Origin of the sequence: Imperialibacter sp., from assembly GCF_040222815.1 — a bacterium.
GTDB lineage: Bacteria > Bacteroidota > Bacteroidia > Cytophagales > Cyclobacteriaceae > Imperialibacter.
This window is the reverse complement of sequence record NZ_JAVKCH010000015.1, coordinates 175,201-188,749: the sequence shown is the minus strand read 5'-3', so window position 1 is coordinate 188,749 and position 13,549 is coordinate 175,201. Positions and strand designations below refer to the sequence as shown.

The following is a 13,549-nucleotide window of genomic DNA, read 5'->3' as shown; positions in this document are numbered from 1 at the left end:
CACGATTGATAAATAACGACTTGAGCACCGTTCAGTACACATACGACCCCAAACACCTCGAAGCGTCAGAGCCCACAAAATATAAGGCGGCAGACCTGACTGAAGAGCAAATGCTCATCAACATCGGCCCTCAGCACCCGTCCACTCATGGTGTTTTGCGTTTTGAGGTAATTACCGATGGCGAGGTAGTGGTCGACGTTGTGCCTCACCTGGGCTATTTGCACCGCTGCTTCGAAAAGCACGCTGAGAGCATGCCTTTCAACCAAGTCATTCCTTATGTAGACAGGCTCGATTACGTGGGGGCAATGAATAACGAGCATGCCTATGTAATGGGAGTGGAGCGCATGCTGGGCATTGAAAATGATATTCCGAAAAGGACTGAATACATCCGGGTGCTCGTGGCAGAGCTTAACCGAATGGCCTCTCATTTTGTCGCTATTGGTACTTATGGGCTTGACATTGGTGCCGTCACGCCCTTCCTATGGATGATGCGTGACCGAGAACACATCCTGCGCATGCTGGAATGGGTCAGTGGTGCCCGCATGCTTTATAACTATATATGGATAGGCGGTCTGTTTTACGACCTGCCTGTAGGTTTCGAAGAGCGCTGCAAGGAATTTGTCACCTACCTGAAGCCAAAGCTGGTGGAGACGAGAGATCTTCTACTGAACAATAAAATCTATGTCGAGCGTACCGCCAATGTGGGCGTGCTTTCCCGTGACCTGGCCATTAATTACGGAGTGACAGGCCCTATGCTCCGGGCTTCAGGGTTACGTTTCGACCTGCGCCGGATTGATGGCTACAGTGTATATCCGGAGCTTGATTTTGAAATACCCGTTGGAGAAGGCACCGTCGGAACAGTGGGTGACTGCTGGGACAGGACGTGGGTGCGCTATAGAGAATGCGAGGAATCTGTCAAGATCATTGAACAGTGCCTCGAAATGCTAACCAAAGAACACAAGCGAACCCGTGATTATGACCCTAGAGCCCTAGTGCCAAAAAAAATCAGGCCTCAGGCACAGGATTTTTATGTTCGAGCCGAAAACCCAAAAGGAGAGCTTGGCTTCTATTTCCGTGCCGATGGCCGGAATGATGTGCCAGTTCGCTGCAAGGCTCGCTCTTGTTGTTTTTCCAACTTGTCAGTCGTTCCTGAAATATCGAGAGGCGTCCTTATTGCCGACTTCATTGCCATAGTTGGCTCAGTAGATTTTGTGCTGGGAGAGGTTGATAGGTGACTTTTTAGACCATTTGCCAGTCATAATAGCTGCAAAACCTATTTTGCTAAATATTTTACTAATTAAAGCTAAATATGTTGACATTATAGTTGTCGCTTGCTATATTTGATAGTATAAAAGGAGGTTATTATGGTGACATACAAAATTCAGATATATCCTTCCCAGTCCATAATGGACTACGTGAGGGATCGTAAAGCGCAAATACTTGACGAGTTTGGGCAGTACAGGTTTTACAATTCCCATCCTCACGTTAGTTTGTTTTTTTTTCAGGCAGACATCGCTCACGAACATCTTATCACTAAGGCACTAAAGGAGGCGTCTGTTTTTGTCGACGCATTCGACATCGCACTTAATGGATTTGCCTACCTGAAAAGCAATCGAGCTATTTATCTCAAGATCGGAAATGGGTCTCAAGTCGCCCATATCAATCAGCTATTTTATCAGAAATTTAGAGAGTCTGCCAAAAGCTTCGGTGTTAGGGTGATCGATCCTGTGTTTGCTAAATATCCGCATATGATTATTGGAAGCGAGTTTGAGCAGAAGGCCTTTTTAAAAATACACCAAATGTTCGTTGACCAAAAATATAGGGAGAACTTCCGGGTCGATGAGGTGCGGTTACTCAGAGACATAGGCAATGGCAAGAATGACTCCGTAGAGGCCATTTCTCTATTAGAGAAAGCTGCTATCAGTTTGAAGTGGCCGGAAGAGAAAGTTTGGATGGTAAATGAGCCGCAGATGTCTTTGTTTTCGCATGTAGCCTAACTAACACATCTATTTTTTAGTCGGCTCTTTTCCCGAAGTCTTTCACCATTAACTGTATGGCAACTATGTGGTCACCTGCAACTGATCATCGCTCTATCATCCATATGGATTTGGATAGCTTCTTCGTATCGGTGGAGCGGCTGCAAAACGATTACTTTGTTGGGAAGCCGCTGCTCATCGGTGGCGGTAGCGACCGTGGCGTAGTGGCTTCTTGTAGCTACGAAGCCAGGGCGTTTGGCGTGCACTCTGCCATGCCCATGCGGCTTGCGAAACAGTTGTGCCCCGAAGCTATCGTTGTTCGTGGCGACATGGAGAGGTATTCTCAGTACTCGCAGATGGTTACCGAGATCGTGCATGAAGCCGTCCCTTCCTACGAGAAATCATCTATCGATGAGTTTTATGTTGATTTAACAGGCATGGAAAAGTTCTTCGGCTGCATGAAGCTGGCCACAGAACTAAAGGCACGGATCAGAAAAGAAACCGGTTTGCCTATTTCCTTTGGGCTTTCTGAAAATAAGACTGTCTCAAAGGTAGCCACCAACGAGTCGAAGCCTGATGGGCAGAGGCAAATAGCTTATGGCAGCGAGAGGGGATTTCTTTCTCCTCTCACAGTAGATAAAATTCCGATGGTGGGTGAGAAGACCGCTTACACGTTGCGAAAAATGGGTGTTCAAAAAATCCATACGCTACAGCAGGTACCCGTAGAGATGTTGGCAGCGGTTTTTGGAAAGATGGGCATTGTGATTTCAGAAAAGGCGAACGGTATAGATCGGACGCCGATTGTGCCCTACTCGGAGAGAAAGTCTATTTCTACAGAAAACACCTTTGGACAGGATACCATTGATGTGAAGAAGCTGGAGTCGATACTTGTTGCTATGACTGAGCAGCTGGCATTTAAGCTTAGGAAGGAACAGCAGCTCACGTCTTGTGTCACCGTCAAAATTCGCTATTCTGATTTTGATACCCATACCTTGCAGCGGAAAATGCCCTACACCTCAGCAGACCACGTGCTGATTCCGATGGTCAAAGAGCTTTTCAAAAAGGCATATAGTCGAAGGATGCTTATTCGCCTTATTGGGGTTAGGTTCAGCAGTCTGGTGCATGGCAATTACCAGATCAACCTTTTTGAAGACACCGAAGAGGGCATCAGGCTCTACCAGGCAATGGACAAGCTTCGGCAAAAACATGGAGACAAGGCGGTGGTGCGTGCAGTGGGCATGGGAGTGTCGAGAAGAAGTTTCAATCCATTCAATGGGGTCGCTGCATGATCAGCACCGACATACTGTCACTTTCAAGGGGATATATGCCTTTCCTGTAATTATGCTAACTTGCTACAAGTCAATGCTGTATAGATATAAGGACTAATCTCTTAAAATCATGCTTACACGGAAGGACTTTATTAAAAGGGCGGCTACAGGCTCAATGTTCTTGATTCCGGGAATGTTGTTAGCCAACAAGGTAACGCAGGATCAGCCAGGGGCTATCGATAGTGCGCTTGTGAAAGATTTCGTTTCTAAAGGCCATACCGACCTGGACGGAACCAAACAGATGCTGGCGGAAATACCGACCATACTCAACGCTACCTGGGATTGGGGGAATGGCGACTATGAAACGGCATTAGGTGGGGCTTCCCACATGGGGAGGCCTGACATCGCTCAGTACTTAATAGACAAAGGAGCAAGACTGGATATCTTCACGGCAGCCATGATGGGAAAGTTAGATTTAGTGAAGTTGATTGTGGCTACCTATCCAGCCTCACTCACCAGCGCTGGGCCTCATGGCATTACTTTGATGAAACATGCTGTGATGGGAGGAGAGGCGGCAGTAGAAGTGGTCGAATACCTTAAGTCTCAGGGAATAGCGAAATAGGGCGAGAAGTTACAGGCCTTCGTTGTTACGAGGGTGCATGATTATTGCTGAGTCCTTTTCCCGCTAAATCTTCTAAACATTCTTTTCTCGAATTCCCAAAAGAAATTGAACTGTCCAAAAAGGAAGCCGTAAAAAAGCAGGATGAGGTTGTAGATAGGCAGTATCAGGATGTAGTAAAGAATAGTCAGTAGGGTGTAGTATTCCTCTGAGGCGTGGATAAGACGAAAGAGGGGCTTTTTCAAAAAAAGCACTGTAAATCCCGTGCAGGCGAATACAATCAGCACGATTGCGACCTGCCAGCCGCTTTTCAAGTTCCAACGATCCCGGAGTCGGTTTACCCAGCTTTCTTTTTGCTCACTCATGAAACTGCCTGCCAATAACTTTTGATAGGTAACGGCGCTTCTATGGTCATTGTTTCCTTTGTGACCGGATGAGCAAATATCAACGTTTTTGCGTGCAGGTTGATACAGGAATCCTCGTTGGGAAACTGATGACCATATTTACGATCTCCTTTGATAGGGCAGCCCATCTTTCCTAGCTGGGCTCGTATTTGATGAGGGCGGCCGGTAACGGGCCGGACCTCAAGCAGGCAATAGTCGTTGAATACCGTCAAAATCTTGAATGATAACTCAGACCGTTGCGCACTGCCTTTTTCCTTGTTGTAAGCTGTTACCGTATTTTTCTTAGAGTCTTTTTCAAGCCAGTGAACCAGCGTAGCTTCCTCTTTGGGAGGCCTTCTGGTAACTACTGCCCAATAAATCTTCTCAATGGTTCTTTCCCTGAAAGCTTTGGTCATACGCTCCAGGGCCTTTGACGTTTTGGTGAGCATTACCACTCCGCTTACCGGCCGGTCTATCCTATGCACCAGCCCCATAAATACTGCTCCTGGCTTGTTGTATTTATCCTTAACATAGTCCTTTGCATAGTCGACAAGCGACTGGTCGCCAGTTTCATCACCTTGCACCAACATGCCCCCGGGTTTGTTCACGATGAGCAGGTGGTTATCTTCGAACAGAATTAGTTTTCTAAAATCCACAAGTTTTTTCTAATGATCAAAGGTAGAAATTTATTGGTCAGCGCTGTGCTGGTTTTTTTAGTTCTTTGTGGAGCCTATTATTGGTGGATTCAGTCCGGCCGATCTTACGCTGAATTTGAAATGACATCTGAGCGTTCGGTTTTCATCAAAGCAGGCACCTATACCATGGGCAATATTGTTGGCATTCAGCCCTATATGGTGCCCGCCGACTACCGATCAGCCGATGCGCTCTACGCTAAGCTGAACCGCTATCTTTCCATTGCAAAGAAAAATGGCTGCTTCACGTCGGCAACGGTGGTCGTTTTTCCAGAATACATCGGAACATGGCTGGTGGCCATCAATGAAAAGGCCTCAGTATATACGGCGGAAACGACTGAAGATGCACTGAGTACTGCGGCTTTTTCTCATCCAATTTCTTTCCTGGCCAACTATTTTGCCTCGGATGCTAAAGGTCGGGCAACTGAGGCTCTTTTTTCATTGAAGGCGGTTGAAATGGCAGAAGCTTATCAGCGGGTGTTCAGCAGACTGGCGGCAGAATACCGGGCTACGGTGGTAGCAGGTTCCATTATTCTGCCATCTCCGTCAATAGAAGCCGGTGTGCTGCAGGCAGGCAATGGCCCCTTGTTTAACGTGTCAGCCACCTTCGATGCCACGGGTATGTTGGCAGGCCCCCTGACAGTGAAGAATTTTTTGACATCCGAGGAAAAGGCTTTTACCGTGGCTGGAAATAGTGGCCAACTACCTATAGTTGGTACGCCCGCCGGTAATGTAGCGACATTGATCTGTGCAGATTCGTGGTATGGCGATGTATATAGGGTCATAGCAGACATGAATGTCGATTTTGTTGTTGTGCCTTCTTATTTGGCTGGCGAAAAGGTGTGGAACCAACCGTGGAAGGGATACAATGGGGCCCAACCTCCTGCCAATGTCAGTCCCGATGACATCGGCACACTGACAGAAGGTCAAGCATGGCAGAAATATGGCATGCTCGGCCGGGCACCCGAATTTGGTATCCAAACAGGGCTTAATATTTTTCTTAGGGGCCAGCTATGGGACCTTAGTACCGATGGAAACCCCCTTGTGCTATCTGAAGGCAAGCCCGAAATGATTGAAATTCCTGCAGATGGGGCTGCCATCGTTAATCTTCAGTTTTAGGTAATTCTGACATCTTGTCACAACTATTGCCCCGAAAACCACTTGGCACAACCCTTGTTTAGCTAAGTGAGTACAGATTGAAAATTAAAAGGAATAAAATACATAATCATGGGAAAAATTATTGGAATTGACTTAGGAACGACTAACTCCTGCGTCGCTGTAATGGAAGGGAATGAGCCGGTGGTGATTCCTAACAGCGAAGGAAGAAGGACAACCCCTTCAATTGTAGCCTTCCTGGACAATGGCAAGGGTGAGCGCAAAGTTGGCGATCCTGCTAAACGTCAGGCCATCACCAACCCACAAAATACAGTTAGCTCTGTTAAGCGCTTCATGGGTAAGAAATACTCAGAAGTGACTGCCGAGCGTAAAAATGTATCATACGGTCTTGAATCAGGCAGCAATGACACTGTAAGAGTGAAAATTGGTGATCGTAACTATACTCCGCAAGAGCTTTCAGCAATGATTCTTCAGAAAATGAAGTCTACAGCTGAGGATTACCTGGGCACTGAAGTGAAAGAAGCGGTAATCACCGTGCCTGCCTACTTCAACGATGCGGAACGTCAGGCTACCAAAGAGGCCGGACAGATTGCAGGTCTTGATGTGAAAAGAATTATCAATGAGCCTACTGCCGCTGCATTGGCTTATGGTCTTGATAAGAAAAACAAGGACATGACCATTGCGGTGTACGACCTTGGTGGTGGTACATTCGATATTTCTGTGCTTGAGCTTGGCGATGGCGTGTTTGAAGTGAAATCTACCAACGGTGATGTTCACCTGGGTGGCGACGACTTTGACTCACTGATCATCGACTGGCTGGCCGAGGAGTTCAAGAAAGACGAGAATATTGATCTTCGCAAGGATCCAATGGCGCTACAGCGTTTGAAAGAAGCAGCTGAAAAAGCAAAAATTGAGCTTTCAAGCTCTGCCAGCACCGAAATCAACTTACCTTATATCATGCCAGTTGACGGTATACCCAAGCACCTTGTTCGCACACTTTCTCGCTCTAAGTTTGAGCAATTGACTGACAGCCTTGTGCAGCGCACGCTGGAGCCATGTCGCAAAGCATTGAAAGATGCCGGCATGAATCCTACAGAAATTGATGAGGTAATTCTTGTAGGTGGTTCCACCCGTATTCCAAGAATTCAGGAAGAGGTAGAGAAGTTCTTTGGCAAAAAGCCTTCAAAAGGAGTTAACCCCGACGAAGTGGTGGCCGTAGGAGCAGCTATTCAGGGTGGTGTGTTGACTGGCGAAGTGAAAGACGTACTTCTACTTGACGTAACTCCTCTTTCATTGGGCATTGAAACAATGGGTGGCGTAATGACCAAGCTGATTGAGTCAAACACAACTATCCCTTCAAGGAAGTCTGAGGTGTTCTCAACGGCGTCTGATAACCAGCCATCTGTGGAGATACACATTTTGCAGGGTGAGCGCTCAATGGCGAGAGACAACCGGACCATCGGTCGTTTCCACCTCGACAGTATTCCACCAGCACCACGTGGCGTGCCTCAAATCGAAGTGACATTCGATATTGATGCGAATGGTATCCTTCACGTATCTGCTAAAGACAAAGGAACTGGCAAAGAGCAAAAAATCAGGATCGAGGCTTCTTCTGGTTTGACTGATGCTGAAATCGAAAAGATGAAAGCTGAAGCCAAAGCTAACGCTGACACTGACCAGGCTGAAAGAGAGAAAATAGATAAGCTGAATGGAGCTGATTCTATGATCTTCCAGACTGAGAAACAGCTGAAGGAGTACGGTGAGAAACTTTCTGAAGGTAACAAGACTGCAATAGAAGCAGCACTTGAGAACCTGAAGACTGCTCACAAGGCACTGGATATTGCGGCCATTGATACAGCTACTGAGGCTTTGAATCAGGCGTGGGCCGCTGCCTCTCAGGAAATGTATGCTTCTACTGAAGGTGGTCAGCCAGGTGCAGACCCCGGACAGCAAGCTAACGGAGCAGCCGGAGGCGAGGCAAAAGCAGACGGTGATGTGTCTGACGTAGAATACGAAGAGGTAGACGATACCAAAAAGTAATCGTTTGCCCTACATCATAGATCACGAAGCCTCTCAGGAAACTGAGGGGCTTTTTTGTGTTTTATTTTACATGATTCTCAAAAAGAGGGCCTTTTTTTACTTACTTTGGTCATTGACTTTAATTTTTTCAGATGAGAGCCGGTAGAATTTTCACACTGACGACTTTACTTTTTGCATGCATGAGTTTTTTTGCAAACGGACAGGAGGCTTACCAAAGAATAGAAATAGCAGCTCCTTTGCACCCGTTTATTCGAACTTTCGAAAATTACTACCTCCAGTCGGAGCTGTACGTAACACCAAAAAGAAGCTGGGTCGCAACGGCTGGCTACAAAGGCGGGGAGCTATGGGAGCTCTTTTTTAGAAATGGAAATTATAAGGGCTACCGGCTTGACCTTGGCCACAGATTCTACATGCCTACCGAGTTTCGTTGGATGCAGGCTTTCGCAACGGCCAACTTAAACCTTGAAGCTGGAAAATTGGCTATTCGAGAAGGCGCATTTGTGCCGACTGATTCTCTACAAATGAAAGGAGTAATGATAGGGCCCGAAATAAACTTTGGTGCTAAAATTACCATGTTCAAGCTGGTGACTTTGACTACCCTGGTGGGTTACAGACACTACTTCAACACTTTCAATACCGATAAAATCACCAGCAACCCTTCTTACTGGCGATACAACGATTGGGACAATAATCATCAGAGCTGGGAAGAAAACAGAGAGTATGTTGAGAATTTTAGAAAGGGCAGATATCCGGTTGTCCAGATAAACGTGGGTTACGTATTCGGGCGTCGAAAAAAGTCGGAAGTACCTGAAGGCTAACGATTTCTCTCGTCAAATTTCCTTCGGATCACCACCTGAACAGGTACTCCATCTATCTTGCTTTCAAGCCATGAAATGATGTCGAGATAAAGGAACGCTCGTAGTTCAAAAGGCTCTTTCAGAGTTTCCTCAAGCCTTTCCTTCAGTGCCTGGAACTCCTTTTTTATGTTTTCCGGCAGCATACCCGGCACTTTTCGCAGCCATTTGATGATCTCCTTTTGCACCCCCTGCAGGTTGTCCATTTTCACTAGAAACCGGTACACCGACTTGATTTGATATTCTAGCAAATCGCTGTTACCCATTTCGTAGTGGGCAATCAGGTTAAGGATTCGTGCGAAGCAATGAATGTCTTCTCTAAGGCTAACATCTTTGAGATTGATGATTTTGTTAAGGTATTTGACGGCGTTTTTGTTGTCGTCGCTGCCAAAATAGAGGCAGGCGATTTTGTAGTAAAAAAGCAGTACCCTGTGCGAGTCGATTTTGTTGTCAAACTTATCAATGATTTCCAATACATCAGGAACAATGACTAGCCCTTCGGTAAACCGCCCCTCCATAAAGAACAGGTTGATCTTGTCGTTGTAGTAGTAGAAGGAAAGCAAGCTTTGAATGTTCTCATTCTGAGAGAAAAGAGTAGAATTCTTTAGTTCTTCCAGCACCAGAAGGTTTTCTGCAAACTTCGGATAATGCTGAATATTGAAAAGTGCCGCAAGAAGATTGTGTAGTCCTTTGATGTACAGGTCGGGCTTCCTTTTGATCATCGCCGGATGGCTTTTGAAAAGCTCCACCCAGCGGTCAGCGTAGCGGTAGCACTTCACAAAATCCTGCACGATGTAGTAGTACCAAACCATCGATTGGCAGAGGTACACCTTCTCGTTGAAGCTGAGACTGTCATACTCGTAATCAGGCAGGTTTCTTTTAAAATAATGCTGCACAACCCTGTAGTCTTCTTCATTTCGGACATAGCCCAGCTTGATGTAAAGGCTGTAAAGAGAAATGGAAAGGTTCGACAGCTCTTGTGTTTTGGCAATTATTTTGGTTACATGCCTCGACTCATTCACCAGCTCCTCTGCTCTGTTGCCAATGCTTCGGGTGATGTACTGCCCTTCAATTAGCTTTTCGAAGTCGATAATCTCTAGCTGCAAAATCTCTTCATTGTTTTCAGCGGCCTTCTGTTTTAGCTTGTCGAGAATCCGGAGACTTTGCTTATAGAGCCCTTTGTTATAAAGCACCCTCGCATAGTCAATTTGCTCCCGCACTTCAATGGGGTAGTCGTAGTTGATATGAATAAGCCTGAGGCTTTTCAGCACTTGCCCGTACAAATGACTTTTCAGGTTGGAAAGTTGCTGAGGAATCAATGATGGAGCCTTTTTAAGGATCACCTTTTCGTCATAAACATCAACATCGTCCATCACGTCGAAAAGAGTGATAAACTTACTGTCTTCCTTGCCATTGATGCGCTTCGCATACAGCTTGAAATTGCGCTTTTCAGCCTTGGTGAGCGACTTAATGAGCTGGAATAAGGGGTCTGTTTCTTGTTTGGCCATTGTATTGTCTGCATGGCAATATAGCCGTTAATTTGCAATTTGAGGCTTTTTGTTGTCAAATAGATGCTTTTGGCTGTCGTAGCGATTTTGAATTTTATCCTTTGGCAGACCCACAGTTAAAGTAGATTTGTTGCATAGAATCAATTATCGAATACCAGAAATGGGATTCTCGTTAAAAAAATACACACCTTAGTATGAGCAAAGATCGAGTCTACATTTTCGACACTACCCTTAGAGACGGAGAGCAGGTTCCAGGCTGTCAATTGAATACTGAAGAAAAAGTAATTGTTGCCAAGCAACTCGAAGCCCTCGGCGTTGACGTAATTGAGGCTGGTTTTCCGGTGTCAAGCCCTGGAGATTTTAATTCCGTAGTGGAAATTTCCAGAAATGTGACTGAGCCGGTGGTTTGTGCGCTTACCAGGGCCAAAGTGGTTGACATTGATTGTGCGGCTCAGGCGCTCCATTTGGCCAAAAGAAAAAGAATCCATACTGGTATCGGATCGTCCGATATACACATCCAACATAAGCTCAAGTCGACCCGTGAGAAGGTGCTTGAGCAGGGCATTTCTGCCGTAAAATACGCCCGCCGCTTTGTCGACGACGTAGAATTTTTCTGCGAAGATGCAGGCCGTGCCGACCTTGACTTCCTCGCATTGATGGTAGAGGGTGTGATTGCTGCTGGTGCCACCGTGGTCAATATTCCCGATACAACAGGCTACACCTTGCCATGGCAGTTTGGCGAGCGCATCAAGTACCTGTACGACAACGTTCCGAATATAGACAAGGCTATTATCTCAGTGCATTGCCACAACGACCTCGGCATGGCCACTGCTAACTCAATCTCTGGTTTGGCCAACGGTGCTCGCCAGGTAGAAGTCACGATCAACGGGATTGGAGAAAGAGCAGGAAACACTTCTTTGGAAGAAGTGGTGATGACATTGAAGTCTCACCCTTACCTGAACCTGGAAACAAATATTAACACCAAGGGCATTTATGCGATGAGCAAAATGGTGTCGCACATGATGAACATGCCTGTGCAACCTAACAAAGCGATTGTGGGCAAAAATGCTTTTTCACATTCATCAGGCATCCACCAGGATGGCTTCCTTAAACACAGAGAGAATTACGAAATCATTGATCCGGAGGATGTTGGCGTTCCTTCGTCATTGATCCTTCTTACAGCACGCAGTGGTAGGGCTGCGCTTACCCACCGCCTTCAGGTGCTTGGCTATAAGTTTGACAAAGACGAGATGGAAGTAATTTACATGCACTTCCTTGAAATGGCCGACCGCAAAAAGCAAATCGAAGACGAGGATTTGTTTGAACTGGTGAAGATTGACGAGGTGGAAGCTTTGTTGAGCACCAAAACTGGAAAAAGCAAAGACGTGCTATAATCAGGCGGATTCTTTGTTGCATCGGCCCCACTGATTTCCCGGACACCTCAAATTTTAAGTCGATACTGGCAAATTTTTAATACAGGAAATTTCTGTAAACGTTATCCCTATGACCGACGAGATCAAACAAGCGATACCAGCTGCGTATCGGGGAATTGCTGTGGCCACTGAGAAGGCCGGCTTTACAATGGCCTCAGACCCGCTAACAGGGTCATTGCTGCGAACGCTCGCAGCATCAAAACCCCAGGGGAGCTTTCTAGAGCTTGGAACCGGAACGGGCCTTTCTACTTCATGGATTTTGAGTGGGATGGATCAAAAATCGTCTCTGGTCTCACTGGACAACGACGAGACCCTTATTGGCATAGCGGCCGATTTTCTCGATCATGATAGCCGTTTGCAGCTTGTGTGCTCCGATGGAGAGGAGTGGTTGTTAGCCAACAGCAACCTACAATTTGACTACATCTTTGCCGACACATGGCACGGGAAATACCTGATGCTGGACGATGTGCTGGCGATGCTTAAGCCGGGAGGGCTCTACATCATCGACGACATGCTACCTCAGCCTAACTGGCCGGAGGGCCATCACCTGAAAGCCATTCGGCTAGTGGAAGCGCTGGAAAAAAATGACAGCTTGCTATTGACAAAGCAGATCTGGTCGACGGGGATAGTTGTAGCAACAAAGAAGGCGGGATAGGGGAAACAAAAAAAGAGAGGCCTTCAATTTCGAAGGCCTCTTAATAATTACTTAAGTCTTTTGCTTATTTCTTCAATTTTTGGCTTGGCGTCTTCACGGCCAAGGTCGAAGGCTTTTTGGTACAAGTCGAGCGCCTCTTTGTAAGACTCCTTCTTTTTCTTAGGAGCAAGCTGCGTACGACGAGCCGCCTCTTCTGCCGCCTGACCTCTCAGGAAGTAAGAATCGGCTTGCGACACTTTCGATTGCGTAAGCAGCTCAGTAATGCGTGTTTCCAGCATAGTCAACTCCTGACGCTTAGCTTCTATCTGTAGCGCTTTGTCTTCCAACTCAGTGTTTTGAAGCTCAACTAAAGTGCCCAGCTGCTCATTTTTCTCTTTGTATTCGGCTACCGTAGCCTCCAACTGAGCTATTTGAGCTGTTTTGTCTTCCAACTGCTTCTTCAACCTTGCGATAGAATTTGCGTATGTTTTGTTTGAAGAATTCGATTTCGCAAGGCTCTTCTCCATTTCGTCGATTTTCTTTTCAGAATCTTTTACGTACTGATTCAGTTCACTCAGTCGAGTGTTGAAATCATCGTAAGTAGTGCCCATTTCCATGTTCACCTTAAGTGCATTCCTGTTTTGATCGATGGAATCGAGCAATACGCCGACGTTCTCAAGTACCGCCGACATTTGACGCTGGAAAGCAAGCTCCGTGTTAAGGGAGTCGATCTTTGCCACAAGTGTTTCATTTTCCTGTTTAAGGCCACAAGAAGCCATGAGTGAGGTAACAATAACCAACACTGCCAATTGATTTTTCATAATAGTTTGGTGCATTTTTAAAATTGCGAGGCAAAAGTATATAAAAGATAAATTCACTAATGAAGTTGGCCCTTAATTATTTTTAACTCAGGGAGTTATTACCGGTGCCAAAGATATTCCAGGGGGCGGATAGCAAGCTAATATGGTCAAATTTAGAAAAAAATAAGGTAACACTAGCATTCCTATGCCTTCCCTTTTCGAAACG

At 46.2% G+C, this 13,549-nt stretch carries 13 protein-coding genes; 9 read left to right on the top strand and 4 right to left on the bottom strand.

Going from position 1 to position 13,549, the window contains the following annotated elements; genetic code table 11:
* The first annotated feature begins 5 nt into the window (after window positions 1-5).
* From RIF36_RS05355 to RIF36_RS05340, 4 genes are all read left to right on the top strand, one after another.
* A complete protein-coding gene (locus tag RIF36_RS05355; protein WP_502880838.1) occupies window positions 6-1,235 on the top strand; it encodes an NADH-quinone oxidoreductase subunit D in 1,230 nt (409 codons plus the stop codon).
* Between the two features lie 129 nt (window positions 1,236-1,364).
* Window positions 1,365-1,997, top strand: a complete 633-nt coding sequence (locus RIF36_RS05350; protein ID WP_350126016.1) for a 2'-5' RNA ligase family protein — start codon at window positions 1,365-1,367, stop codon at window positions 1,995-1,997.
* A gap of 65 nt (window positions 1,998-2,062) precedes the next feature.
* A complete protein-coding gene (gene dinB / locus RIF36_RS05345; protein WP_350126013.1) occupies window positions 2,063-3,265 on the top strand; it encodes a DNA polymerase IV in 1,203 nt (400 codons plus the stop codon).
* A 109-nt stretch (window positions 3,266-3,374) separates the two neighbouring features.
* Window positions 3,375-3,866 (top strand): ankyrin repeat domain-containing protein, encoded by a 492-nt coding sequence (locus RIF36_RS05340; RefSeq protein WP_350126010.1) that lies wholly within the window; start codon window positions 3,375-3,377, stop codon window positions 3,864-3,866.
* Window positions 3,867-3,907: 41 nt separating this feature from the next.
* Here RIF36_RS05340 and RIF36_RS05335 read toward each other — a convergent pair whose 3' ends face one another.
* Window positions 3,908-4,228: a DUF6787 family protein gene (locus tag RIF36_RS05335; RefSeq protein WP_350126007.1), complete on the bottom strand. Its 321-nt coding sequence runs from the start codon at window positions 4,226-4,228 to the stop codon at window positions 3,908-3,910.
* Window positions 4,225-4,902, bottom strand: a complete 678-nt coding sequence (locus tag RIF36_RS05330) for an RluA family pseudouridine synthase (protein WP_350126004.1) — start codon at window positions 4,900-4,902, stop codon at window positions 4,225-4,227. The genes RIF36_RS05335 and RIF36_RS05330 overlap by 4 nt, the downstream gene beginning before the upstream one ends.
* Window positions 4,903-4,914: 12 nt before the next feature.
* Between RIF36_RS05330 and RIF36_RS05325 the strand changes: the two genes are divergently transcribed.
* The 3 genes from RIF36_RS05325 to RIF36_RS05315 all read left to right on the top strand — a co-directional run bounded on the left by RIF36_RS05325 (window position 4,915) and on the right by RIF36_RS05315 (window position 8,912).
* Entirely contained in the window at window positions 4,915-6,057 is a 1,143-nt protein-coding gene (locus RIF36_RS05325; protein ID WP_350126001.1) for a nitrilase-related carbon-nitrogen hydrolase, read from the top strand.
* 108 nt (window positions 6,058-6,165) lie between these two features.
* Entirely contained in the window at window positions 6,166-8,094 is a 1,929-nt protein-coding gene (gene dnaK / locus RIF36_RS05320; RefSeq protein ID WP_350125998.1) for a molecular chaperone DnaK, read from the top strand.
* A gap of 179 nt (window positions 8,095-8,273) precedes the next feature.
* Window positions 8,274-8,912 (top strand): hypothetical protein, encoded by a 639-nt coding sequence (locus RIF36_RS05315; RefSeq protein WP_350076096.1) that lies wholly within the window; start codon window positions 8,274-8,276, stop codon window positions 8,910-8,912.
* Here RIF36_RS05315 and RIF36_RS05310 read toward each other — a convergent pair.
* Window positions 8,909-10,456, bottom strand: a complete 1,548-nt coding sequence (locus RIF36_RS05310) for a hypothetical protein (RefSeq protein WP_350076098.1) — start codon at window positions 10,454-10,456, stop codon at window positions 8,909-8,911. The two genes, RIF36_RS05315 and RIF36_RS05310, sit on opposite strands and share 4 nt — an antisense overlap.
* A 194-nt stretch (window positions 10,457-10,650) precedes the next feature.
* Here RIF36_RS05310 and RIF36_RS05305 point away from each other — a divergent pair, with 194 nt between their 5' ends.
* Together RIF36_RS05305 and RIF36_RS05300 are read left to right on the top strand one after the other, a co-directional pair.
* The gene (locus RIF36_RS05305) at window positions 10,651-11,850 is read left to right on the top strand and encodes a 2-isopropylmalate synthase (RefSeq protein ID WP_350076100.1); all 1,200 of its coding nucleotides are present in this window, start codon (window positions 10,651-10,653) and stop codon (window positions 11,848-11,850) included.
* Window positions 11,851-11,959: 109 nt separating this feature from the next.
* The gene (locus RIF36_RS05300) at window positions 11,960-12,544 is read left to right on the top strand and encodes an O-methyltransferase (RefSeq protein WP_350076102.1); all 585 of its coding nucleotides are present in this window, start codon (window positions 11,960-11,962) and stop codon (window positions 12,542-12,544) included.
* A 47-nt stretch (window positions 12,545-12,591) separates the two neighbouring features.
* On the opposite strand, the gene RIF36_RS05295 is transcribed toward RIF36_RS05300, so the two are convergent.
* Window positions 12,592-13,344 carry a hypothetical protein gene (locus RIF36_RS05295; RefSeq protein WP_350076104.1) on the bottom strand — a complete coding sequence of 251 codons (753 nt, stop codon included), beginning with the start codon at window positions 13,342-13,344 and terminating at the stop codon, window positions 12,592-12,594.
* Window positions 13,345-13,549 lie beyond the last annotated feature (205 nt).

Coding starts and splice junctions, on each gene's coding strand:
- RIF36_RS05300 (WP_350076102.1), top strand. CDS start 11,960: ATGACCGACGAGATCAAACAAGCGATACCAGCTGCGTATCGGGGAATT.
- dinB (WP_350126013.1), top strand. CDS start 2,063: ATGTGGTCACCTGCAACTGATCATCGCTCTATCATCCATATGGATTTG.
- RIF36_RS05315 (WP_350076096.1), top strand. CDS start 8,274: ATGAGTTTTTTTGCAAACGGACAGGAGGCTTACCAAAGAATAGAAATA.
- RIF36_RS05295 (WP_350076104.1), bottom strand. CDS start 13,344: ATGAAAAATCAATTGGCAGTGTTGGTTATTGTTACCTCACTCATGGCT.
- RIF36_RS05325 (WP_350126001.1), top strand. CDS start 4,915: ATGATCAAAGGTAGAAATTTATTGGTCAGCGCTGTGCTGGTTTTTTTA.
- RIF36_RS05305 (WP_350076100.1), top strand. CDS start 10,651: ATGAGCAAAGATCGAGTCTACATTTTCGACACTACCCTTAGAGACGGA.
- RIF36_RS05340 (WP_350126010.1), top strand. CDS start 3,375: ATGCTTACACGGAAGGACTTTATTAAAAGGGCGGCTACAGGCTCAATG.
- RIF36_RS05335 (WP_350126007.1), bottom strand. CDS start 4,228: ATGAGTGAGCAAAAAGAAAGCTGGGTAAACCGACTCCGGGATCGTTGG.
- dnaK (WP_350125998.1), top strand. CDS start 6,166: ATGGGAAAAATTATTGGAATTGACTTAGGAACGACTAACTCCTGCGTC.
- RIF36_RS05310 (WP_350076098.1), bottom strand. CDS start 10,456: ATGGCCAAACAAGAAACAGACCCCTTATTCCAGCTCATTAAGTCGCTC.
- RIF36_RS05350 (WP_350126016.1), top strand. CDS start 1,365: ATGGTGACATACAAAATTCAGATATATCCTTCCCAGTCCATAATGGAC.